18 protein-coding genes are annotated in these 24668 nt (G+C 65.1%); 9 read left to right on the plus strand and 9 right to left on the minus strand.

The window, feature by feature from the left end; genetic code table 11:
• Positions 1–48: 48 nt before the first annotated feature.
• From H4O10_RS17140 to dnaA, 5 genes are all read right to left on the minus strand, one after another.
• The gene (locus tag H4O10_RS17140) at positions 49–906 is read right to left on the minus strand and encodes a CPBP family intramembrane glutamic endopeptidase (protein ID WP_049453510.1); all 858 of its coding nucleotides are present in this window, start codon (positions 904–906) and stop codon (positions 49–51) included.
• Positions 907–973: 67 nt separating this feature from the next.
• On the minus strand, positions 974–3433 hold the full coding sequence (gene gyrB / locus H4O10_RS17145) for a DNA topoisomerase (ATP-hydrolyzing) subunit B (RefSeq protein ID WP_005411733.1): 2460 nt from the start codon (positions 3431–3433) through the stop codon (positions 974–976).
• Positions 3434–3545: 112 nt separating this feature from the next.
• A complete protein-coding gene (gene recF, locus H4O10_RS17150) occupies positions 3546–4640 on the minus strand; it encodes a DNA replication/repair protein RecF (RefSeq protein ID WP_049432454.1) in 1095 nt (364 codons plus the stop codon).
• A gap of 995 nt (positions 4641–5635) precedes the next feature.
• Complete coding sequence (gene dnaN, locus H4O10_RS17155; RefSeq protein WP_005411731.1) at positions 5636–6736, minus strand: DNA polymerase III subunit beta; 1101 nt, start codon at positions 6734–6736, stop codon at positions 5636–5638.
• A gap of 275 nt (positions 6737–7011) precedes the next feature.
• On the minus strand, positions 7012–8343 hold the full coding sequence (gene dnaA, locus H4O10_RS17160; protein WP_049453530.1) for a chromosomal replication initiator protein DnaA: 1332 nt from the start codon (positions 8341–8343) through the stop codon (positions 7012–7014).
• Between the two features lie 255 nt (positions 8344–8598).
• Between dnaA and rpmH the strand changes: the two genes are divergently transcribed.
• The 6 genes from rpmH (at position 8599) to H4O10_RS17190 (ending at position 15823) form a co-directional block, all read left to right on the plus strand.
• Positions 8599–8739, plus strand: a complete 141-nt coding sequence (gene rpmH / locus H4O10_RS17165) for a 50S ribosomal protein L34 (protein ID WP_005411729.1) — start codon at positions 8599–8601, stop codon at positions 8737–8739.
• A 5-nt stretch (positions 8740–8744) separates the two neighbouring features.
• On the plus strand, positions 8745–9239 hold the full coding sequence (gene rnpA, locus H4O10_RS17170) for a ribonuclease P protein component (RefSeq protein ID WP_005411728.1): 495 nt from the start codon (positions 8745–8747) through the stop codon (positions 9237–9239).
• Positions 9239–10954 (plus strand): membrane protein insertase YidC, encoded by a 1716-nt coding sequence (gene yidC / locus H4O10_RS17175; protein ID WP_049453512.1) that lies wholly within the window; start codon positions 9239–9241, stop codon positions 10952–10954. The genes rnpA and yidC overlap by 1 nt, the downstream gene beginning before the upstream one ends.
• Before the next feature lie 149 nt (positions 10955–11103).
• Positions 11104–13776 (plus strand): polysaccharide deacetylase family protein, encoded by a 2673-nt coding sequence (locus tag H4O10_RS17180; RefSeq protein ID WP_049453513.1) that lies wholly within the window; start codon positions 11104–11106, stop codon positions 13774–13776.
• Between the two features lie 3 nt (positions 13777–13779).
• Positions 13780–15129, plus strand: a complete 1350-nt coding sequence (gene mnmE, locus H4O10_RS17185) for a tRNA uridine-5-carboxymethylaminomethyl(34) synthesis GTPase MnmE (protein WP_049453515.1) — start codon at positions 13780–13782, stop codon at positions 15127–15129.
• Positions 15130–15235: 106 nt separating this feature from the next.
• The gene (locus H4O10_RS17190; RefSeq protein WP_080264262.1) at positions 15236–15823 is read left to right on the plus strand and encodes a sce7726 family protein; all 588 of its coding nucleotides are present in this window, start codon (positions 15236–15238) and stop codon (positions 15821–15823) included.
• Here the strand turns inward: H4O10_RS17190 and H4O10_RS17195 are convergent.
• Positions 15771–16865, minus strand: a complete 1095-nt coding sequence (locus H4O10_RS17195; RefSeq protein ID WP_231522871.1) for a beta family protein — start codon at positions 16863–16865, stop codon at positions 15771–15773. The two genes, H4O10_RS17190 and H4O10_RS17195, sit on opposite strands and share 53 nt — an antisense overlap.
• Positions 16866–17059: 194 nt before the next feature.
• On the opposite strand from H4O10_RS17195, the gene H4O10_RS17200 reads away from it, so the two are divergent.
• Positions 17060–18166 carry a glycerophosphodiester phosphodiesterase gene (locus tag H4O10_RS17200; RefSeq protein ID WP_049453517.1) on the plus strand — a complete coding sequence of 369 codons (1107 nt, stop codon included), beginning with the start codon at positions 17060–17062 and terminating at the stop codon, positions 18164–18166.
• Positions 18167–18324: 158 nt separating this feature from the next.
• Here the strand turns inward: H4O10_RS17200 and H4O10_RS17205 are convergent, their stop codons facing one another.
• Positions 18325–19095, minus strand: coding sequence for a rhomboid family intramembrane serine protease (locus H4O10_RS17205; RefSeq protein ID WP_049453518.1), 771 nt, complete (start codon positions 19093–19095; stop codon positions 18325–18327).
• A 106-nt stretch (positions 19096–19201) separates the two neighbouring features.
• On the minus strand, positions 19202–20164 hold the full coding sequence (locus H4O10_RS17210; RefSeq protein WP_010487446.1) for a TerC family protein: 963 nt from the start codon (positions 20162–20164) through the stop codon (positions 19202–19204).
• A 350-nt stretch (positions 20165–20514) separates the two neighbouring features.
• On the opposite strand from H4O10_RS17210, the gene H4O10_RS17215 reads away from it, so the two are divergent.
• Positions 20515–21684 carry a class I SAM-dependent rRNA methyltransferase gene (locus H4O10_RS17215; protein WP_005411721.1) on the plus strand — a complete coding sequence of 390 codons (1170 nt, stop codon included), beginning with the start codon at positions 20515–20517 and terminating at the stop codon, positions 21682–21684.
• Between the two features lie 210 nt (positions 21685–21894).
• A complete protein-coding gene (locus H4O10_RS17220; protein WP_033833558.1) occupies positions 21895–23136 on the plus strand; it encodes a dipeptidase in 1242 nt (413 codons plus the stop codon).
• A gap of 48 nt (positions 23137–23184) precedes the next feature.
• On the opposite strand, the gene H4O10_RS17225 is transcribed toward H4O10_RS17220, so the two are convergent.
• On the minus strand, positions 23185–24612 hold the full coding sequence (locus tag H4O10_RS17225; RefSeq protein WP_005411719.1) for an amino acid permease: 1428 nt from the start codon (positions 24610–24612) through the stop codon (positions 23185–23187).
• Between the last annotated feature and the right edge of the window lie 56 nt (positions 24613–24668).

The following is a 24668-nucleotide window of genomic DNA, read 5'->3' on the forward strand; positions in this document are numbered from 1 at the left end:
CGGAGTGTGTAGCGTAGCGGCTTAATCTTTCGTCAAGCGGACGCGGCGTTACGTTGACCCCAGGAACACCATCGCGGCAAGGGCGACCGCATTGTTCAGTGCATGGGCGGTGATCGCCGCCCACAACGTGCCGGTGCGCCGGTAGAGCCAGCAGAACGCGGCCCCCATGCCACCATAGACCAGCCACAGCTGTGCGATTTCGGCCGGGCCATTGGCACTCGTGCCAGGGATCTCATGGATCAGGGCAAATGCGAGGCTGCTCAGTACCACGCCCAACCCTGGCCGCCCGGCCTGCCACAGGCGGCCAAACAGCACGCGGCGGAACAGCAGTTCCTCGTAGGCCGGCGCCAGGACCACCGCGAACAGCACCAGGAACAACGGGAAACGTGCGATCGCGCTCTGCATCAGCGCCAGATTGGTGGGGACCGGCTCGACGCCGACCTGCTTGGCCAGGAAGGCGATGCCGTTGCTGCCGAGCACGATCAGGGTCGCCACCAGCAGGGTCCAGCCCCAGGTGGAGGGGCGGCGCAGCGCCTGGCGCGAGGCGTGGCGCTCGGCGGCGTTGGCCGGCCGTCGCCAGAAGTACAGCAGCAACGCGGCGCCACCGGTGGCGAACAGCGCCATGAGAATCTGCGCAAGCGCGCCGGGCTGGCCCAGTGACGCCGCTACCGAACTGGCGTCGGGTGCGCCAGCGCCAGCCTGCGCGTTCGCGTAACCAACCACCACGCCACGGTACAGACCCCACAGCAGGCCGCTGACCAGGCTCAGGCCGAACAGGGTGACAGCGGCGATGCCCAGGTCGATGAAGAACCCCGCCAACGGCGAAACGGCACGCGGCGCGGCAGAAGCCGGCGGAGAAGCCGGCGGAACCGGGGGCGGAGCGGAAACCGGGGCGGATGCTGACATCAGGTACCTGTGTTCAAGAGTCGAAGGCCGGCGCGCCTCCCCGCGCGCCGGCCGTGTCCCGATTGTGTCAGATATCCAGGTTTGCGACCTTCAGCGCGTTGTCTTCGATGAAATCGCGACGCGGTTCGACGACATCGCCCATCAGGGTGCTGAAGATCTGGTCGGCTGCGACAGCGTCCTCGATACGCACCTGCAGCAGTCGGCGGGTTTCCGGATTCACCGTGGTGTCCCACAGCTGCTCCGGATTCATTTCACCCAGACCCTTGAATCGCTGGATCTGGCGGCCGCGCTTGGCCTCCTCGAGCAGCCAGTTCTGTGCCTTGGCAAAGCTGTCGACTTCGATCGACTTGGCGCCGCGGGAAATGGTCGCGCCTTCGCGGACCAGACCGTGCAGCAGCTTCGATGCCTGGTGGATCGCGCGCAGTTCGCCGCTTTCGAAGGCCGACATCGGCAGCACCTGGATGTGCTGTTCGCCCATGTGGCGACGGGTCACCAGCACAGCGGCCGGGCGCTCGTCGTTGGCTTCCTGCAGTTCCAGCGTGAAACGCGGGCTGCCTAGGCTGCCCTGGTTGAGGCGCTTGGCCAGTGCATCCAGGCCCTCGCCTTCGCCGGCAGCGCGCAGGCTTTCCAGGTCCATCGGCACGAAATCGACCAGCGCTTCAAGCAGGTTGCGGTCGTAGCGATGTGCGTTGCGCTCGATCGAATCCAGCGCGGCTGCGTAGGCCAGCAGCAGCTTTTCCAGCGCAAGGCCTTCGATGCCAGGCTCGCCGGTGGCCGGCACCAGCGCGGCGTTTTCCACCGCGCTGCTGGCCAGGTAGCTGTCCAGCGCCGGGTCGTCCTTCAGGTACAGCTCCTGCTTGCCCTGCTTGATCTTGTACAACGGCGGCAGGCCGATGTAGACGTAACCGCGCTCGATCAGCTCCGGCATCTGACGGTAGAAGAACGTCAGCAGCAGGGTGCGGATGTGGGCGCCGTCGACGTCGGCGTCGGTCATGATGATGATCTTGTGGTAACGCAGCTTGTCCGGGTTGTACTCGTCTCGGCCGATGCCGGTGCCCAGCGCCGTGATCAGCGTGCCGACCTGGTCGGAGGACAGCATGCGGTCGAAGCGCGCGCGTTCCACGTTGAGGATCTTGCCGCGCAGCGGCAGCACCGCCTGGTTCTTGCGGTTGCGGCCCTGCTTGGCCGAGCCACCTGCCGAGTCACCCTCGACGATGAACAGTTCGGACAGCGCCGGATCCTTTTCCTGGCAGTCGGCCAGCTTGCCCGGCAGGCCGGCGATATCCAGCGCGCCCTTGCGGCGGGTCAGGTCGCGGGCCTTTCGCGCCGCTTCACGTGCACGCGCGGCGTCGACGATCTTGCCGGCGATCGCCTTGGCTTCGTTCGGGTTCTCCTGCAGGAACTCTTCCAGGCGCGCACCGAAGGCGTTTTCCACCGCCGGACGCACGTCGGAGCTGACCAGCTTTTCCTTGGTCTGGCTGGAGAAGCTCGGGTCCGGCACCTTCACCGACAGCACCGCGATCATGCCTTCTCGCATGTCGTCGCCGGTCAGGTTGATCTTGGCCTGCTTGGCGATGCCGTTCTGCTCGATGTAGTTGTTGAGCACACGGGTCAGCGCACCGCGGAAACCGGCCAGGTGGGTACCGCCGTCCTTCTGCGGAATGTTGTTGGTGAAGCAGTACATCGTCTCCTGATAGGAGTCGGTCCACTGCAGCGCCACATCCACGACGATGCCGTTGTGCTCGCCGGTGACTGAAATGACGTTCGGGTGCAGCGGCGTCTTCAGCTGGGCCAGATGCTCCACGAAGCTGCGGATGCCACCCTCGTAGTGGAAGTCATCGCGACGGCCGTCGCCACGCTCGTCGGCAAGGACGATCTTGACGCCGGAGTTCAGGAACGACAGTTCGCGCAGGCGGCGGGCCAGGATGTCGTAGTGGAACTCCACGTTGTCGTGGAAGGCGACGGTGGACGGCCAGAAGCGCACGGTAGTGCCGCGCTTGGTGGTGGTTTCCAGCTTGGCCAGCGCGGTCACTGCGGCGCCGTTGCTGAATTCCTGCTGGTAGTGGAAGCCGTTCTGGAACACGTCCACCAGCAGCTTCTGCGACAGCGCGTTGACCACGCTGACGCCGACGCCGTGCAGGCCGCCCGAAACCTTGTAGCTGTTGTCGTCGAACTTGCCGCCTGCGTGCAGGACGGTCATGACGACTTCGGCTGCAGACACTTCGCGACCGAGCTTGGCACTCATCTGCTCGTGCTTGCCAGTCGGGATACCACGGCCGTTGTCGGACACCGAGACCGAACCGTCGGCGTGGATCGTCACCGCAACGTGGTCGGCGTGGCCGGCCAGCGCTTCGTCGATCGAGTTGTCGACGACCTCGAACACCATGTGGTGCAGACCGGTGCCGTCATGCACGTCACCGATGTACATGCCGGGACGCTTGCGGACAGCCTCCAGGCCTTCCAGGGCGGTAATGCTGTTGGCGTCGTAATTGCCGTTGTTTGCCGGGGTGTTCTGTTCGTCGCTCATTGCGCTTGCCGTAGGCTCCGCAGGTCGGCCACCGCTTGGCGCGATGTGCCGAGAATGAAAGGATTCCAACCCGAATTATACCAGCCGGGGTCGAGCGGCCCTGGTGTGCCCACTATGGCACAGCCACGATTTGTGCATGTTCCACGTGGAACCGGGCGATGTGGGTCAGGTCCAGCAGCGCCGCCGGGGTTTCGGTAGCGGTGATGAAAATCTGTGCCGGCCCATTGAGCAGGCGCTCCAGCACCCGCGCCTGATGGGTGCGATCCAGCTCCGAGGCCAGATCGTCCAGCGCGATCACCGGCCATTCGCCGCGCTGTTCCGCATAGTCCTCGGCCTGCGCCAGCAGGCAGGCCAATGCCGTCAGCTTGGCCTGGCCACGGGACAACGCATCACGCCCCGGAATGCTGTGGAAATCCACACTCCAGTCTGCCCGGTGTGGGCCGACCGAGGTATAGCCGGCCTGCCGGTCACGTTCCCGGGCCAGCAGCAGGGCATCGGCCAAGGGAAGCTCATGCCGCCGCCAACCGGGGCTCAGTTCCAGCCCCTGGATGCCGAGTTGCGGAGCCAGGCGGGCGGCCAGGGCCACCGTGCGCTGCTGCAGACGCTCCAGGTAGTGCTGACGGCGGCTGGTCAGCGGTTCCCCGGCCTCGGCCAGCTCGTGATCCCAGGTATCGAGCATCCGCGACGGCCCGCCTTGCTTGAGCAGAGCATTGCGCTGCTTCAGCGCCCGGGAATAGCGGCGCCACAGGGAGAGAAAATCCGGTTCCACGTGGAACAAACCCCAATCGAGGAAACGCCGGCGGGGTTCGCCCCCCCCACTGACCAGTGCATGGCTCCCCGGCTCGAACGTCACCACGGCCAGCGCTGCGCAGAGATTGCCCAGCTGTGCGACGTCTTCACCGTCCAATCGACCCTTCCAGTCCTGGCCACTGTGGCGCAGCCCGGCCTTTCGGCGGTGGGGCGGGTGATCGGCACGCTGTTCGTCCCATTCCACGAAGATTTCCAGCGCTTCCTGACCCTGGCGCACCAGACCGTCGCGCACCCGGCCACGGAAGCTGCGCCCGTAGGCCATCAGGTGCAACGCTTCGAGCACGCTGGTCTTTCCGGCACCGTTGTCGCCGGTCAGCAGGTTCAATCCCGGCTGGGGCGACAGGTCCACCGCACTGAAGCGACGCAGTTGGTGCAGGGCGAGGCGGCGGATAAGCATGGGGCGCGAAAGACCATCCGCACGAGGCGGTAGTGGGGCAGGGAATCCATCAGCTTACTGCATCGGTCAAGCCAGCCGTGACGCGCCAGACATCGCCACTGTGCTGAAGCCTCCGCCTGGCAACCCCACGCGTGTTCCACGTGGTGGCGCTCCCTCACCTGGGCTCGCCTGGGTCTGGATATGCCCGGGAATCCTTGAATTCTGAGCGGCGGCGCAGAGTACAGGCCTTCAGATTTCAGCGATTTCAGCCTCATTCCGCGAGCATCGCCAGGTGCCCCCGACGGTGGGTTGCGCGAACACCGCGCGGATTTCTTGAAATCTACGATGCGATGCCGTGGAGGGTTCCACAGATTTCAAAGAATTCAGCCCATTAGTTTCACGCTGTCCACAGCGGGCCTGTATGACTTATACACAAGATATGGACAAACTGTGGATAAAAAAGCCCTTTTGCCCGAACTGCGAAACTATCCACAGGTTCCCCCCCAGCCTGAGGGGCCTCTATACAGGGGGTTTCAGCTGCATAAATCTCTTCAAAATCAATTGGATAATGCATTTTTCCACGAAATCTGGGCCTACCATCACCACCATGCTTTAGATTTATACCCAGATTTAGAAGCTAGGCCAGCTTTGATCCGGCCCCAATCAGCCCTGTGGACAGTGACGTCTGCAGATGAAGCAACCACTGCGATAGCGGATGCGATCCGCTTCATCCATCCGACCAGGTCGGGTCACCTGCAATCAGGCTGAAGACCTGGAACTGCGTACTCGATCGAAGTTGGCTGAGCAGCGCCCAGGTCAGCAATCTGGACTCCTACCGCGCAGGGCCGATTGCATCGGAGGGGCAACCAAGAACAATCGGCAAGCAGCAATCTCGAGCAAGACATTCGCCCAGACCCGGAGATTCCGCGATCGCCGATGCTCCACGTGGAACCTGCAAAAAAAAACGCCCGGGGAGATCCCGGGCGTCCTTCGGTTCCACGTGGAACAGGTTGCTGTCAGAGACGCAGCGGCATCACCACGTGGCGCGACTTCTCGCTGCTGGATTCACGAACCAGCGCAGAAGAGTTGGAGTCGCGCAGCTGGATGATGACCTCCTCATCGCGCAGCGCGGAGAGGGCGTCCAGCAGGTAGTTCACGTTGAAGCCAATAGCCAGATCACTGACCGTGGTGTCGGCTTCGATCTCTTCCTGGGCTTCTTCCTGTTCCGGATTGTGCGCGCTGATCTTCAGGTTGCCCGGCGAGACTTCCACGCGGATGCCGCGGTACTTCTCATTGGACAGGATCGCGGCGCGCTGCAGCGAGGCACGCAGTGCTTCACGATCCACCTTCACTTCGCGGTCGGCACCGATCGGAATCACCGCTTCGTAATCCGGGAAACGACCGTCGATCAGCTTCGAGGTGAAGGTGACATCGTCGCGCTTGACGCGCACGTGGCTGCGGCCGACTTCCAGTTCGATCTCGCGATCGCCGCTCTCCAGCAGGCGCTGCAGTTCGGTCACGCCCTTGCGCGGCACGATGATCTGGCGCTTGGAACCGCTGGGCTTGGCCAGATCGGTTTCACACAGGGCCAGGCGATGGCCGTCGGTGGCGACCGTGCGCAGCGCATCGCCGCGCAGGTCGAACAGCAGCCCGTTGAGGTAGTAGCGCACGTCCTGCTGGGCCATCGCGAACGCAGTGCGCTCGATCAGTTCCTTCAGGGTTGCTTCGCCGATGGCCACGCGCTCGGTGGCTTCCACTTCGTCCACCGACGGGAAGTCGTTGGAGGGCAGGGTGGCAAGGGTGAAGCGGCTGCGGCCGGCCTGCACGGTGATCTTGTCACCGGTCTGCGAGACGGTAATCCGGCTGCCGTCGGGCAGGGCGCGGATGATCTCGAACAGCTTGCGGGCGGGAATGGTGGTTTCGCCGTCCTGGGCATCTTCAACCGCGATCCGCGACACCATCTCCACTTCCAGGTCGGTACCGGTCAGCGACAGCTGGCCGTTCTGCACCTGGACCAGGAAATTGGCCAGAACCGGAAGGGTCTGGCGGCGTTCGACCACGTTGACGACCTGTGCCAACGGCTTGAGAAAGGCTTCGCGCTGCAGTGTGAAACGCATGTGGTTCCGTGCCCCTATGCTTTAAAAAATGTGGAATAAATCAAAAGCTTGGTGGTGCTGGTAGAGACAGAATCGCTGGAAAACAACGCTAAGTCTTTGTAAATAAAAGGATTTCAGGCATCGAAACCCTCTGCATTACCGACCCCCAGAGGGTGGGGAAAGCTGTGGATAAAACCGACGCGATTTCAAACGCCATTTTTATCCACAACGTGTCCCGCGCTTGCTACCGGATTCTGCACCGTTTTGTGCGATGACGCCTCATCGGCATCCGTGCATCATTCGCTCAGCTTCCGGATCAGCTTGTCCCAGTCCTCGCGGAGCTTGCCGTCGGTTTCCATCAGGGTCCGGATCTGGCGGCAGGCATGCAGCACCGTGGTGTGATCGCGACCGGCAAAGGCATCGCCGATCTCGGGCAGGCTGTGCTCGGTCAGTTCCTTGGTCAGGGCCATGGCGACCTGGCGCGGGCGTGCCAGCGAGCGGGTCCGACGCTTCGACAGCAGATCCTTGATCTGCAGGCCGTAGTAGTCGGCAACGGTTTTCTGGATGTTGGGAATGCTGATCGCCTGCTGCTGGGCGCGCAGCAGGTCGCGCAGGGTTTCCTGGGCGAACTCGGTGGTGATCGCGCGGCCGGTGAAATTGGCGCGGGCGGTCAGGGTATTGAGCGCGCCTTCGAGGTCGCGCACGTTGGAGCGCATCTTCTTGGCGATCAGGAACGCAACATCATCGGGAATCTCGGCACCGCGTTCGCGTGCCTTGGCCAGCACGATCGCGGCGCGGGTCTCGAAGTCCGGCGGTTCGATCGCGACCGACAGGCCCCAGGCAAGCCGCGACTTCAGGCGCGCTTCCAGGCCCTCGACTTCGCGCGGATAGCGGTCGCAGGTCAGGATGATCTGCTGCTTGCCATCGAACAACGCGTTGAAGGTGTGGAAGAACTCTTCCTGGGTGCGGTCCTTGCCGGCGAAGAACTGGATGTCATCGATCAGCAGCGCGTCCACCTGCTGGAACTGGCGCTTGAACTGATCCATGGTCTTTTCCTGCAGGGCCCGGATCATTGCGCTGAAGAACTGTTCCGAACGCAGGTACAGCACCTTCGCGCCCGGATTGGCCTGGCGCATGGCGTTGCCGGCGGCGAACATCAGGTGGGTCTTGCCCAGGCCGGTGCCCCCGTACAGCAGCAGCGGGTTGTGCGCGCGGTCGCCCGGCTTCTGCGCCGCCTGGAAGGCGGCGGCCAGGCCCAGCTGGTTGCTGCGGCCTTCGACGAAGTTGGCGAACGTGTAGTGGTTGTCCAGGTTGCCGGCGAACGGCACCTGCGGTTCGCTGGACACATACGCCGACGGCGTGGAAACCGGCGCGTTCTGCGCCTCCACGGGGCGCGGGCGCGAGCCGATTTCAAGAAAAACGTCGCTGAAACCGGCGAAGTGCGCCAGCAGTTCGCGGATCCGGGCCAGGTACAGCTCGCGGACCTGGTCGACGATGAAGGCATTCGGTGCATACAGCACCAGGCTGTCCACGCGCAGATCGGCCTGCAGTGGCTTCAGCCAGGTATGAACGTCTTCCGGCGGGAACTCCGCTTCGAGGCGCTCGAGACTACGGGACCAAGCATCCATCAGCAATAATCGTCCGGTGGCCGGGGCATGGACGCGACAAGGCGCCCAAACACAGGCCTGAAAGGGGGGAAATGGATGGCTCAGACTACCACCGAGCGCCCGCCTTCGGAATGCTTGTCCCCTACTTATTCACAAAAACATCCACAGCTATTGCACAGCCCGGTGAATTCGCGTAGCTGCCAGGGGTTGACTTTGGGCAGGGTACCTCTCTAGAATTTCCGGTTCTTTCCGTCCCATTCATACGAGAGGCCCCCAATGGCCACGAAGCGCACCTACCAGCCCAGCAACCTCAAGCGTAAGCGCGACCACGGCTTCCGTGCCCGTATGAAGACCGCTGACGGCCGCAAGATCCTGTCGCGTCGCCGCGCCAAGGGCCGCAAAGTCCTGAGCGCCTGATTGCCATGCCGCACCCCGCGGCAGACGCAATCCCTTCGACAGTGAATACTGCAGACCCGCGCAAGCGATTCCCTCGCTCTGCGCGGGTTCGCACGCGTGCCGAATACTCAACGGTCTTCAACGGCGCCCGCCGTGTGTCCGATCCGCTGATGACCCTGCACTGGCTGCCGGCTGACCGGCCGGCCAGGCTGGGTCTGGCGGTTTCCCGCAAGGTTGATCCGAACGCCGTCGGGCGTAACCGGATCAAGCGCGTCCTGCGCGACATCCTGCGTCAGACACGTACCGACATCCAGCCAGGCGACTTTGTCGTCGTGGCTCGTAGTGCTGCGCGTTCCGCCAGCAACGACGAGATCCGCCAGGCCTTCCTGCGCCTGCTGCGTCGCCTGCGTGCATTGCCCACGCCGGGCGTGGACGGCACAATGCCGCCGCCTGATGGCATCGCAACTCCTTCTTTGACCGAGCCGGCATCGCGTCCCGGCCCCGCCGAGCCTGTCCGCTGATGAACCAGACCCGCGTATTCCTCGTTTTTGCCTGGCTGATGGTGGCCGTGCTGCTGTGGATGGAGTGGAGCCGTGAAAAGGCTGCTCCGACCCCGGCACCAACCACCACGTCGGCCCCGGCAGCCGCACAGAGTGTTCCGGGCGCGAACCCCGGCGCCATCCCCAGCGCCCAAGTGCCGGGCGCCCCCGGCCAGGCCGCCGCACAGGCCCAGGTCAGCGCTACCCCGGCCAGCCAGCGCGTGACCGTCACCACCGACGTGCTGCGCCTGGTGCTCGACGGCGGCCGCGTGCTCGACGCCGAGCTGCTGCAATTCCCGCAGACCAAGGACGAAGGCAGCCCGCCGGTCCGCCTGCTGACCGAAGACCCCGCGCACCCGTACAGCGCGATCAGTGGCTGGGCCAGCGAAGACAAGAACACCCCGGTCCCCGGCGCTGACGGCTTCAAGCTGGTGGGTGGCACCAAGGACTTCGTGCTGGCCAAGGGCCAGAACGAGCTGCAGATCCCGTTCGTGTGGACCGCCGACAACGGCGTGACCATCAAGCGCACCCTGACCGTCTCGCGCAACGAGTACGCCGTGCGCTTCAAGGACGAAGTCAGCAACGCTGGCGCCGCGCCGTGGAACGGCTACGTCTACCGCACCCTGGACCGCACCCCGACCATCCTGTCGCGGAGCATGACCAACCCGGATTCCTTCAGCTTCAACGGTGCCACCTGGTACGACAACGACAAGAAGTACCAGCGTCGTGCGTTCAAGGACTACCTGGAAGACGGCACGCTGAACCAGAACATCACCGGCGGCTGGCTGGCGATGCTGCAGCACCACTTCTTCACCGCCTGGATCCCGCAGAAGGACCAGACCGCACACTACGTGCTGTCGCAGGTGGCCGGTCGTGACCTGATCGAAGCGCGTGGCCCGGCCTTCACCGTGGCCCCGGGCCAGTCCACCAGCACCGAAGCCCGCCTGTGGGTCGGCCCGAAGCTGGTCAACCTGATCGCCAAGGAAGACGTGCCGGGCCTGGACCGCGTGGTCGACTACAGCCGCTTCTCGATGATGGCGGTGATCGGCCAGGGCCTGTTCTGGGTACTGAACCAGGTGCACAAGCTGGTCGGCAACTGGGGCTGGGCGATCGTCGGCCTGGTGGTGCTGCTGAAGCTGGTGCTGTACCCGCTGTCGGCAACCCAGTACAAGAGCGGCGCCAAGATGCGTCGTTTCCAGCCGCGCATCGCGCAGCTGAAGGAACGCTATGGCGATGACCGCCAGAAGTTCCAGACCGCGATGATGGAGCTGTACAAGAAGGAAAAGATCAATCCGATGGGGGGCTGCCTGCCGATCCTCATCCAGATGCCGATCTTCTTCGCCCTGTACTGGGTGCTGGTGGAATCGGTCGAACTGCGCCAGGCGCCCTGGTTCGGCTGGATCCAGGACCTGACCGCACGCGACCCGTACTTCATCCTGCCGGTCATCAACGTGGCAGTGATGTGGTTCACCCAGAAGCTGACCCCGGCACCGGGCATGGACCCGATGCAGCAGAAGATGATGCAGTTCATGCCGCTGGTGTTCGGCGTCATGATGGCCTTCATGCCGTCCGGCCTGGTCCTGTACTGGGTGGTCAACGGCGGCCTGGGCCTGCTGCAGCAGTGGTGGATGACCAAGCGCCATGGCGGCGAGCCGGTCCCGGCCACCACCGCGCCGGCCCCGGTCAAAAAGAAGTAATCCCGACCGCAGGTCACCTGCTTGGTAGAGTCGACTGTCAGTCGACTGCACCTGGCCCGACCGACCAGCAAAAGCCCGCCGCAAGGCGGGCTTTTCGCATGCGGCGTTAGAATCGCCGGCACACCGTTCCTCCCACCTTCGAGTCCTCCATGCAGCGTGCGCCGTCGTTCCGCCTGTTCCTGCCGTCGCTGTTGTTGACCCTGGTCGTTGCCGGCTGTGGCGACAAGGACGCGAAGGCGCCGGCGACCACGGTCACCCAGCCCAGCGCGCAGGCCGCGGCCGCCGCCGATCCCGCCGCTGCACCGTTGCTGGCCGCGCTGCAGAAGCAGCTCGACGGCTACCGCCGCATCATCGTGCTGCTGGCCGACGAGGAACAGCAGTCGGCTGCCGACCGCGGTACCTCCACGCGCGTGGGCCAGCAGCTGTTCCACGATGGCCTGGAACAGCGCACGGCCATCGCCGCGCAGTTCGACACGCTGCTGCGCGACTCCAGTCCGCAGCGCTTCGCCACCCTCGGCACCGTGCTGGACTACATCGAGTCGGCGCCGGAACTGTTCGACGCCGACCGCCTGGCCTTCCGCGAAGTGCTGCGTGACCTGCATGAACGGGTCGGCACCGATTCGTCGCTGCCGGCGGTGAAGCTGCACCAGCGCATCGGTGAGGACCTGGAGGCGCTTGATGAGATCGAGCGCAACTACAACCAGGAACTGACCCGCATCTTCAGCCGCTTCGAGCGCACCCGCGCCATCGAGTTGAAGCGCGAGAAGTGGGACGACTACATCGCCCACCTGCACAAGGACTACAGCCGCGAAGCGATCCTGCGCGACTACGGCGTGATCGAGCCGTACCCGATGTCGATGAAGGACAGCGACCGCGAGATCTTCGGACGCGACCTGCCGGCCAAGACTGTTGTGCTCACCTTCGACGATGGCCCGCACAAGGCCTATACCGATGAAGTGGTGGCCATCCTCAAGCGCTACGACGTGCCGGGCGTGTTCTTCGAAGTGGGCCGCAACCTGGGCAAGGTCGAGGCCGACGGCAAGGTCAGCCTCGGCCCGATGGCCAGGATCAGCCGCAACCTGATGGAAGAGGGCTATGCGGTCGGCAATCACAGCCTGACCCACGCCCAGCTGTCGCGCGCCACCGGTGACGCGCTGCGCCAGCAGGTGCTGGATACCGACACGCTGCTGAAGGATGTCGACAGCAAGCGCGCGCCGCTGTTCCGCTTCCCCTATGGCGCACGCAATGCCGAAGGCCTGCAGCTGCTCAACGAAGCCGGGCTGAAGTCGATCATGTGGAACATCGACTCGATGGACTGGGCTGACCCGGTGCCGGAATCGATCGTGCAGCGCGTGCTCGACCAGGTGAACAAGGAACAGCGCGGCATCATCCTGTTCCACGACATTCACGATCGTGCGGTGAAGGCGCTGCCGCAGATCCTCGACCGGCTGATCGCCGATGGCTACCAGTTCGCTGGCTGGAACGGCCGCGACTTCACCGTGGCCCGTGCGCGCAAGGGCGATACCGGTGCCGCCACCGTCACCACCGGCTACGAGAAGTCCTGGGCAATCGTGGTCGGCATCGACAACTACGCCAAGTGGCCGAAGCTGGAGTACGCCAGCCACGATGCGCAGGCGGTGGCCGATACCCTGACCGGGCAGTTCGGCTTCCCGTCCTCGCAGGTGATCGTGCTGAAGAACGAGCAGGCCACGCGCAACAACATCCTGGCTGCCTTCCACGACCGCCTGGCCGATGACCGCACTGGCAAGAACGATCGCGTGTTCGTGTTCTTCGCCGGCCATGGCGCGACCCGCCAGCTCGCCTCCGGGCGCGACCTCGGCTACATCATCCCGGTCGATTCGGACCCGAAGGAATTCGCTACCGACGCCATCGCGATGACCGACATCCAGAACATCGCCGAGAGCATGCAGGCCAAGCACGTTATGTTCGTGATGGATGCCTGCTACAGCGGCCTGGGCCTGACCCGTGGCGGTTCATCGTCGTCGTCGTTCCTGCGCGAGAACGCGCGGCGCAGCGCGCGGCAGATGCTGACCGCCGGCGGTGCCGACCAGCAGGTGGCCGACGCCGGTCCGAACGGCCACTCGGTGTTCACCTGGGTGCTGCTGCAGGCATTGGCCGGCAAGGGCGACCTCAACGGCGATGGGCTGATCACCGGTACCGAACTGGCCGCCTACGTTGCGCCGGCCGTCTCAGCCGTTTCACACCAGACCCCGGCCTTCGGCAGCCTGCCCGGTTCGCAGGGCGGCGAGTTCGTGTTCCAGGTGCCGGACAGCCAGGAGTTCCTCAATGCCGATACGCGCCAGTTGACCGCCGATGCGATCGCCCTGAACAACAAGGTTGAAGCCGCCAGCGAAGCCAAGGGCAGCCAGGCGCCGGTGACGGTGGCCGACCTGCAGGGCGGCAAGGCCAAGCTGGTGGTGCCCACTGCGGGCCCGGCGTCCGACCGCCAGCGCGCGCAGCAGGCCAATGACCGCGGCCTGCAGCTGTACCGCGAGAAGCAGTACGACGAGGCGGTGGCGCAGTTCACCGAGGCACTGAAGCTGCGTCCGGACTTCGCCCAGGCCGCCAACAACCTCGGCTTCGTCTACTACCGCCAGCAGCGCTATGCCGAAGCGGCGCGCTGGCTGGAGAACACGCTGAAGATCGACCCCTCGCGTGCAGTGGCCTATCTCAACCTGGGTGATGCCTACTTCAACGCCGGCGACAAGGCCAAGGCCAAGCAGGCCTACACCACCTACCTGGCCTTGCAGCCGCAGGGCAGTGGCGCGGCCCAGGCGCGCGCACAGCTGGAGAAACTCTGAGCCATGAACGACGCGATCCGCACCGACACCATCGTCGCCATCGCCAGCGCCCCTGGCGCCGGCGGTGTCGGCCTGCTGCGCCTGTCCGGCCCGCGTGCCGCGGCCATCGCCAACGCGCTGGGCGCGCCTGCACTGCGCCCGCGCCACGCGCACTACGCGCGCCTACGCGATGCCGACGGCGAGGTCATCGACGATGGCATCGTGCTGTGGTTCCCGGCACCGAACAGCTTCACCGGCGAAGAGGTGGTGGAACTGCAGGGCCATGGCAGCCCCGTGCTGCTGCAGCAACTGGTCGCGCGCTGCATCGCGCTCGGCGCGCGCCAGGCGCGGCCGGGTGAGTTCAGTGAACGGGCATTCCTCAACGGCAAGCTCGACCTGGCCCAGGCCGAGGCCATCGCCGACCTGATCGCCGCGGGCGACAACCGCGCCGCGCGCGCGGCACGCCGTTCGCTGGATGGCGTGTTCTCGCGCCGCATCGACGCCGTGGTCGAGCAGCTGGTGCTGCTGCGCATCCACGTGGAAGCGGCCATCGACTTCGCCGACGAACCGCTGGATACGCTCGGTGGCGCGCAGGTGCGGCGTGGGCTGGAACAGGCGCGCAGCGATCTGGCCATTCTGCGCCGCGATGCCGAACGCGGCCGTCGCCTGCGCGATGGCCTGCACGCGGTGCTGATCGGTCCGCCGAACGCCGGCAAGAGTTCACTGCTCAACGCGCTGGCCGGCAGCGAACGCGCCATCGTCACCGACATCGCCGGTACCACCCGCGACACCCTGCGCGAGACCATCCGCCTGGACGGCCTGGAGCTGACCCTGGTCGACACCGCCGGCCTGCGCGACGGCGGTGACGCCATCGAACGCGAAGGCATGCGCCGCGCCCATGTGGAAATCGAGCGCACCGATCTGGCGCTGATCGTGCTGGATGCGCGCGATCCGGCGGCTGGCGAAGCGGCGCTGGGCGAGGCCGTGGCGGCGGTGCCGCACAAGGTCTACATCCACAACAAGTCGGACCTGCTGGAGGCGTTGCCGTCGCTGGACGATCCGGACCGGGTGTTCGTTTCGGCCGCCACCGGCGCCGGGCTCGACGATCTGCATGCGCGTCTGCGTTCGATTGCTTCGGCCGGGGCAGGGGAGCAGGTGGATGGCGAGTTCTCCGCGCGCACGCGGCATGTGGACGCAATCGAGCGTGCGCAGGAGCACGCGCAGCGCGCCGATGGCGAGCTGGCGCATGAGCACCTGGAACTGGCCGCCGAGGAACTGCGGCTGGCGCATGACGCGCTGGGCGAGATCACCGGGCAGATGAGTGCCGATGACCTGCTTGGAAGGATCTTCTCCAGTTTCTGCATCGGGAAGTAGATCCGAGGTCAGATTTCCGAAGGGGCTCTGACCGCCTCGCTTACTCATGACTGACGGCTGGGGGTTTCAATCCTGTGCGCGACACCTCCTTGATATCATTCCCGCCATGAACCCGATAACCGACAGTGACGTGCGATCAGCTCTGCTGGGCAAGGTCATTGCTGAGCATGTCGCAAATCCGAACACGCTTGTGGTGGAGGAAATGGGGCTTGCGCGCGGCGCCTGCCGGGTCGATGTCTGTGTCATCAATGGCCATCTGCACGGCTACGAGATCAAGAGTGATGTAGACACCCTGCGGAGACTTCCATTGCAGCAGCAGTTCTACTCCGATGTCCTCGACAAGGCGACGATCGTGGTGGGCAAGCGCCATTTGGACCATGCCCTGGATACGTTGCCTGCTTGGTGGGGGGTCAGGCTGGCATCACGTGGAGCGCGCAACGCAGTGAGGCTAGAACTAGTGCGGCCTGCAAAACTCAATCCATCAGTGAGCGCGACGGCCGTCGCAGCACTGCTCTGGCGCGATGAAATTTCTGCTCTGATCGGCAGGCGGACGCCTGAAAAATCAGCGCTGCGCGGCAACCGCGCAGCGCTATGTGAACGTCTGTCGGAGCTCTACAGTCTTGCGGAAATCCGTGCGCTGGTCAGGGAACAGTTGAAGCGCCGGTCAGACTGGCGAGGTCGCGAACAACCTTAGTCATATGGTGGTTGGTCGCCACCGTTGGCCAGGTCGAGCTTCCCCCGGTACTGGTGACACTGATTGCGCAGTCTTCGATGTACGCATCGCCCCAGCTGTAGCCGCGCCCCATGAAGACCACCGGCAGATCGGAGACCAGGTGCCGGCACAGATCACGGTACTGGTCGCGGCCGTTGCGCTTGATCTGGGTACCTACAACGATCCGCCACTGATCATCGATCGTGTACTTGATCTTGGCGTTGGGGTCGAACAGGCGAGGATCCATCAATTCCGTCTGTGGAGAAGCGCAGCCATAGTCACCAAACCACGGCATTCGTTCAGTGTGCATGCGGGCTAGCCGCGTGTACGCGCGCCATTCCCGGCGGTTCACATCGCCATGTGGGCGATAGCTTGAAGAGGGGCTTAGGCTGGCAGGGAAACTACCACCCACGAGGGTGATCGATCTCCAGTCGGCCAGATCCGGAACGGCCGCAATCCATGCCTGCCAGGTCGATGCCTGCAGCGTGGGCGAGTCGGCGACATCGGTCGAGCTGTCGAGGATCAGGTCCACCTGACCTGATACCACGCCCAACAGTTTCAGCAACCCTGAGATCCGGGCCAGGTGCCCTCCTTCAAGATCATCCGGCACCAGCCGTAATCCGCAGCCACGATCATCGCGGGCGACGATGCGTGCCACCGCCTGCTGGTAGTCGACATGCCGGTCAATGCCGGTCACGGGAATGGCCTGGCATCCTGCGGTGCGAGTGAGGTGGAAGATCCGCTCCAGATGGTGCTGGCCGTCCGCCATGGTGTCGTCACCGGCAAGATAGGGCGAATCGAACAGGCAGCGCCGCGCCTTCCAGTTACTGCTCAGACGCCTGCCTACGTTCTTCAGGTGGTCATCGAGTGACTTGGCCGGTGCATCGTTCTCGAAGTCCCACTGCTCGATCGGGATCTCGAACAGGGGATAGATCCCATCCTTGACTCCTTCGCTGGTACGACCCACCGCGAGATACTCTCCCTGTCGCCATTTGAGAATCGGCATGTACATCAGTTGTTTCATGATCTGCCCCTGACAACTTCGCTGTTGGTCATCCGAGGCTAGTCGCGGGCCGTGCAGCGCTTCAATCAGAATTGTTTGAAGAATGGGGGGAGCGCTCAGGTCGGAGCCCCTGCGGGGATCCGACCCCAGGTCCCCCACCTGTCACATTGCCGCCGCATACTGACGCCCATCACATACCGATTGGGGAAGTCGCAGTGAAGTCGTGGGGTTGTGCGTTGCTGTTGTCGCTGGCCGTGGCACCATCGGTGGCCATGAGTGCTGAATCCTCCACCCCGGCCGCGCACAAGGTGTCGGTCTATGGCCATCGCGGGGCGAGCGCATTGCTGCCCGAGCACACCCTGGCCGCCTATGCGCAGGCGATCGCCGATGGCGCCGACTACATCGAGCCGGACCTGGTGATGACCAGGGACGGAGTGATGGTGGCCCGCCACGAGAACGAGATCAGCGGCACCACTGATGTGGCCTCGCATCCCGAATTCGCCAGCCGCCGCACCAGCAAGGTCATCGACGGGCAGAAGGTGGACGGCTGGTTCACCGAAGACTTCACCTTGGCCGAGCTGAAGACCCTGTACGCGCGCGAGCGCCTGCCGGAACTGCGCAGCACCGCCTATGACGGCCAGTTCCGCATCGCCAGCCTGGACGAGATCCTCGCATTCCTTGTCCAGCAGGCCGGGCGTGCCAACCGTGGCATCGGCCTGGTGCCGGAGATCAAGCACCCGACCTACTTCCAGTCGATCGGCCTGCCGATGGAAGACAAGCTCCTGACCGCGCTGCGTGGCAATGCCTATACCAACGTCGGCCCGGTCACCATCCAGTCGTTCGAGACCGCCAACCTGCGCTACCTGCGCGGCAAGATCCCGCGCGGCAGCAACATCCGCCTGCTGCAACTGCTGTGGAAGGGCGACACCCAGCCGGCCGACATCGCCAAGGCCGGTGGAAAGCTGACCTACGCGCAGATGATGACCCCGGCAGGACTGAAGGACATCGCCAGCTACGCCGACAGCATCGGCCCGGAACTGCGCTCGATCATTCCGCTGGACGCCAAGGGCGCGCTGAGCACTCCGACCACGCTGGTACAGGACGCACATGCAGTGGGCCTGATGGTGATTCCGTACACCTTCCGTCCGGAGAACCACTTCCAGGCCAGCAACCTGCGCAAGGGCGCCGACAACGCGCGCAATGCCGAGGGTTCGATTGCCGAGATGCGTGCCTATCTGGCCACCGGCATCGATGCGTTCTTCACCGATGACCCGGCACTGGGCCGGCAGGCGGTGGATGGCATGGGCGCGGCGGGGAACTGAGCGATCAACGCCGTCGGGCATGGCCCGGCGCTACCCGGGGTGCCGGTGTGCTGTGGTAGGTGCCAACCTTGGTTGGCACACAACAACCGCGCCGACCAAGGTCGGCCACTACCGGATCATGAGGGTGCCGGCCAGCGGCCGGCACTACCGGGGCATTTTCAACCGCGCGGCTCGTCCGGGCGGCGGAACGGGATCACCACGTAGTCCTGGCCTTCGCGGGGCTGCCACAGCACCGGCACGCGCTTTGGCGCCGGCGGCTCCAGTTCGTCGTCGGCCAGCGGTTCGATCTCGTCCTCTTCGTCTTCCCAGCTGTAGCGCTGGCGAGGTGGCAGCGGGTCGGCGTTGCGGAACAGCAGCGCGGCGATGATGCCGGCGAAGGCACCGCCCATGTGCGACTGCCAGGACACGCCATCGGCGTGTGGCAGGATGGTCATCAGCATGCCGCCGTAGAACAGCATGCCGATCAGGCCGGTGGCGATTGCCGCACGGTCGCGCCGCAGCAGGCCCAGGCTGGCCAGCAGGAACATCAGGCCGTGGGTCACGCCACTGGCGCCCAAATGCACGCTGCCGGGGTTGCCCAGCATCCATGCACCGAGGCCCGAACCCAGCCACAGCAGGGGCAGGGCGCGCACGGTGGCCTTCGGATAGACGCTGCCTGCCAGGGTGCCGAGGATCAGGATGGCGATGCTGTTGGCGACGATGTGCTCGACCGAGGCATGCAGCATCGGGCCGCCGATCAGGCCGAGCAGTCCCTTCGCTTCCAGTGGCGCCACGGCCCAAAGCCGCCAGTCGAAGGTGCCCTGCAGGGCGAACACGGCCACCAGCACCAGCACGGCGGCCAGGCTGACATTGAACGCCCGCAGGATGCGCGAGCGGTCATTGCGGGGGGCCGGTACGTCGCCGGCAGGCAGGGGCGCGTTGTTGTCCATACCTCAGCAATGGCGGTGACTGGCGCGAAACCAAGGCCACCGCGGCGGGAAAGTGGATACGGCCGGCGGGACAATCCCACCGGCCGCGCCGTTCAGCCGTTCAGGCTCAGGCCTGGCCTTCGCCCTCCTTCGGCGGGTACTTCAAGCTGAGCACCACGGTGGCGGCGATGATCACCGCCACCACGCCCAGCGAGACCGGGGTCGGGATCTTGAACAGGTCGATGATCATCATCTTGATGCCGATGAAGCCCAGCACCAGCGCCAGCCCGTACGGCAGCAGGTGGAAGCGGTCGGCCATGCCGGCCAGCAGGAAGAACATCGCGCGCAGGCCCAGCACCGCGAACACGTTGGAGGTGAGCACGATGAACGGGTCGGTGGTGATCGCGAAAATCGCCGGGATGCTGTCCACGGCGAAGATCACGTCGGTGACCGCGATCAGGATCAGCACCGCGAACAGCGGGGTGAACCAGCGCACGCCGTCGCGCTTCACGCTCAGTGCGTTGCCGGCATAGTCCGGCAGCAGGCGCAGGTGCTTGCGCATCCAGCGCAGGGCGGGATTGGTCTCCAGGTCTGGCTCCTGGCCGGCGGCGAACCACATCTTCCAGCCCGTGAACAGCAGGAAGGCGCCGAACACGTAGAGCAGCCAATGGAACTGGCTGATCAGCACGCTGCCGGCGAAGATCATGATCGTACGCAGCACGATCGCACCCAGGATGCCGATGATCAGCACCTTCTGGCGCTGCTCCTCCGGCACCGCGAAGTAGCTCATGATCATCAGGAACACAAAGATGTTGTCGACCGCCAGCGCCTTCTCGACCAGGTAGCCGGTCAGGAATTCGAGGCCGACCTTGTTGGCCACCACCTGGCCGGCGGTCTCATTCAGGTAGTACCAGAGGCCCGCATTGAACAGCAGGGCCAGCGCGACCCAGCCGATGGACCACCACAGGGCCTCCTTGAAGGTGACCTTGTGCGGTCCACCATGGCGCATCAACACGAGGTCGACCAGCAGGGCGATGACCACCACCGCTGCGAAGCCGCCCCACAACCACACGTTACCGATCGTCTGCATTGGGAATGTCCGTTGGAAAGATGAATGCCAGGCCGGACGGCGAGGATCTGCAACGGAGGATCGGGAGGGGGATCCAGGGACAGAGCTTCGCCAGTACGGCGAAGGTCTCGCTCGCAGTTCCAGTCGGCTGGAACTGCCGTTGCACCGGAGCCTGCGGGCTCGAAATGACGGCGACAACGTCTGGGAGCTACTCCCCTTCTGGCGCCGATTCTGCCGTCTGGCCCCGCCGCCGTCAAATGGGGGGGAGGCCAGGGGTCGGATCCCCAAAGGGGCTCCGACCCCATCGTCGCCACACCGGGGTCAGAGCCCCTGCGAGGATCCGACCCCGGCGCCCGGTTTACAATGGGTGGATGAATACCCCCCTTCCGATTGTCCGCCTCAAGAATGCGTGGCGTTCCAGCCACCCGTGGATCTTCCAGAAACTGGTCGAGAAGCCGACCGTCCGGCCCAAGCCTGGTTCCATCGTCGACGTGGTCGGCATCGATGGCGAGTTCATTGGCCGCGGGTTCTACAACGGGCACTCGCGCATTGCCGTGCGCATCCTTGAAACCGATCAGAACGTGCCGGTGGATGCCGGCTGGTTCTCGCGCAAGATCGCCCAGGCGGTGTCGCTGCGCCGTGAGGTGCTGAAGCTCGACGCGGTCTCCGACGCCTGGCGCGTGGTGCACAGCGAAGGCGACGGCCTGTCCGGCCTGGTGGTGGATCGCTACGGCGACCTGGTGGTGGTCGAGTTCTTCGCCGCCGGCATGTTCCGCCACCGCGAATGGATCTACGACGCCCTGCGCGAGCAGTTCCCGGGCTGCCGTTTCCACAGCTTCGCCGACGAACACGTGCAGAAGCAGGAGAGCTTCGACTTCCACGGCAACACCACCACCGAGGCGTCGGTGATCACCGAGTACGGCATCAAGTTCCGCGCCGACCCGGCCGGCGCGCACAAGACCGGTTTCTTCGCCGACCAGCGCGAGAACCGCGAGTGGCTGAGCCAGCAGGTGGAAGGCAAGAGCGTGCTGGACCTGTGCTGCAACACCGGCGGTTTCGCCGTGTATGCCGCTGCGCGTGGCGCTTCGGAAGTGGTCGGCATCGACATCGATGAGGACGTCATCCAGATCGCCAAGGGCAATTCGCGCCTGAACAACGTGCGCCCGAAGTTCATCCAGTCCGACATCTTCCCGTGGCTGCGCGACGCCGCCAACCGCGGCGAGCAGTACGACGTGGTGATCCTGGATCCGGCGAAGATGACCCGCGACCGCGACCAGGTCATCACCGCGCTGAAGAAGTACCTGGACATGAACAAGCTGGCGCTGGGCGTGGTCAAGCCGGGCGGCCTGTTCGCCACGTTCTCCTGCACCGGCCTGGTGGCCGAGGACCAGTTCCTCGACATGCTGCGCCGCGCGGCCTATTTCTCCGGCCGCACGATCCAGATCCTGAAGGTCGCTGGTGCGGGTCCGGACCATCCGTTCATGGCCCACGTGCAGGAATCGCGTTACCTGAAGGCCGTGTTCTGCCGCGTGGTCGACTGACCGCGGGACGATGTAGAGGCGAGCCGAGCCACCTGATCCTGGGGGCGCCATTGTTTCGAACGCATCGCAATGCGCGGGAAGCTGGCCGCTGGGCCGTGAATACGATTCATGCTCGACTCGCGGTGCCTGGCAGCCGAGCGTGAGCCCGACTCTACAAATCTGCCGGCCGCAGCGCTATGGTCGGGCTCTTCCCATTGCCGGTGAGAGCCCATGCCATCGTTGCGCCACCTGTCCGTCGTGCTTGCCCTGGCGCTGTGTGCGCCGCTGTCGGCTCATGCCATCGAGTTCAGCGCACAGGAACTGGCCCGCGCCAAGGCCCTGCAGCAGCGCCTGGTCACGCTCGACAGCCACCTGGATACGCCGGCCAATTTCGGCCGGACCGGCTTCGACATCGAGCAGCGCCACGACCGCAACGCACTCTCGCAAGTGGACTACCCGCGCATGGTCGAGGGCGCGCTGGACGGCGGCTTCTGGGCGATCTACACCGATCAGGGCGACCGCAGCCCAGCCGCGCACCTCGCCGAGCGTGACCATGGCCTGCAGCGGCTGCTGGAGATCCGCGAAATGCTGGCCGCCAATCCCGAGCGTTTCGCGCTGGCATTGACCGCCGATGACGCGGCACGCATCAAGGCCGCCGGCAAGCGCGTGGTCTACATCAGCATGGAAAACGCCAGCCCGCTGGTGGAAGACCCCAGCCTGCTCTCGTTCTACCACCGTGCCGGCCTGCGCCTGCTCAGTACCGTGCACTTCGCCAACAACGAGTTCGCCGATTCGGCCACCGACCCCAAGGGAGCGGAATGGAAAGGCCTGAGCCCGGCCGGCAAGGGCCTGGTGCAGCAGGCGGTGAAGCTGGGCATCGTGATCGACCAGTCGCATGCGTCCGACGCGGTGTTCGATGACCTGCTGGCAATGATGCCGGTGCCCTTCGTGCTGTCGCACAGCTCAGCCAAGGCGGTCTACGACCACCCGCGCAATCTTGATGACCCGCGCCTGCGCAAGCTGGCCAAGGCCGGCGGCGTGATCCAGGTGAACGCCTATGGCGGCTACCTGATCGACACGGCGAAGACACCCGAGCGCAAGCAGGCCGAGGAAGCGCTGAGCAAGCAGTTGGGTGGCTGGGAAGGCATGGGCATCGAGCAGGGTGTTGCCCTGCTGAAGGCCGAACAGGCGCTGGACCACGAGCACCCGGTGCGCCATGCCAGCCTCGACGACTTCTTCGCCCACTTCGAGCACATCCTCAAGGTGGTCGGCCCCGAGCACGTGGGCATCGGCCTGGACTGGGATGGCGGCGGTGGCCTGAGCGACCTGCCCGATGTCAGCCAGCTGCCGAAGATCACCGCGTGGCTGCTGCGCAAGGGTTACACCGAGCAGCAGATTGCCGGCATCTGGGGCGGCAACCTGCTGCGGGTGATGCGCCAGGCGCAGGACTACGCGGCAAAGCAGGGCGGTTGACCGCCCTGCGGTAGTGCCGGCCGCTGGCCGGCACTACCGGCGATCCGGTTATTTCGCGATCAGCGCGTGGCGACGGCTGTACAGGAAGTACAGCACCAGGCCGGCCACGTTCCACAGCAGGAAATACAGCTGGGTGGTGTGCGGCAGGCTGAGGAACAGGTAGATGCAGCCCAGCGCGGCCAGCGGGCCGACCACGAAGGCCAGCGGCGTGCGGAACGTGCGCTCGCGGTTCGGCTCGCGCAGGCGCAGCACCACCAGGCAGATGCCGACGGCGGTGAACGCGGCCAGGGTACCGGCGTTGGCCAGCGCGGCAATCTCGTCCAGGCGCGCCACACCGGCCAGCGCCGACACCACCACTGCGGTGAACAGCGTGGTCGCCACCGGCGTGCCGGTGCGTGCGTTGACCTTGGACAGGCCACGCGGCAGCAGGCCATCGCGGCTCATCACAAAGAAGATGCGGCTCTGGCCGTACAGGAAGGCCAGCAGCACCGTCGGCAGGGCGATGATCGCGATCACGCCGATCACCATTGCCGCGGTCGGATGGCCCAGCTGGCGCATGATCAGCGCCAGCGGCTCGGCGCTGTGGCCGAACACCGCGTAGCTCATCGCACCGACGGCCGCCAGCGCCACCAGCACGTAGACGATGGTGCAGCCGATCATCGAACCGATGATGCCGATCGACAGGTCGCGGCCCGGGTTCTTGGTCTCCTCGGCGGCGGTGGAGATCGCATCGAAGCCGTAGAAGGCGAAGAAGATGATGGCTGCCGCCGCCATCACGCCGTGCTCGACGCCGTCGGGGCCCATCGACTTGGCGAAACCATACGGCATGAACGGCTGCAGGTTGGCGCTGTCGAAGGCGGGCAGGGCCACGGCGACGAAGATGGCCAGCGCGATCAGCTTGAACACCACCAGGATGGCGTTGAGCGTGGCGCTTTCCTTGGTGCCGGCCATCAGCATGCCGGCCACCAGCCAGGTGATGATGATCGCCGGCAGGTTGATCATGCCGCCTTCCACGTGCGGGCCGGCGGCCAGCCAGGCCGGCAGGTGCACATTCCAGCCGAACTGGGTATGGACCCATTCGAGGAAGCCGACGAAGTAGCCTGACCAGCCCACCGCCACCGTACTCACCACCAGCGAGTACTCCAGGATCAGGCTCCAGCCCACCACCCAGGCGAACACCTCGCCCAGCGCACTGTAGCTGTAGGTGTAGGCACTGCCGGCGGCCGGCATCATCGTCGACAGTTCGGCGTAGGACAGTGCCGCGCAGGCGCAGACCGCACCGGCAATCGCGAAGGAGATCAGCACGGCCGGGCCGGCCAGGTTGGCACCCACGCCGATCAGCGTGTAGATGCCGGTACCGACGATGGCGCCGATGCCCAGCGCGATCAGGTGCGGCCAGCTGAGCGTCGGGATCAGGCGCCTGCCGGCTTCGTGGACGGTGACGGAATCTAGGGACTTGCGCCGGAACAGGGACATGCAGGCCTCGGAAGGGGTGACTAAGAACGACAAGTTCCCGAGTGTGACCGAACGCA

This window comes from Stenotrophomonas sp. I18B00994, from assembly GCF_014145825.1.
Classification (GTDB): domain Bacteria; phylum Pseudomonadota; class Gammaproteobacteria; order Xanthomonadales; family Xanthomonadaceae; genus Stenotrophomonas; species Stenotrophomonas maltophilia.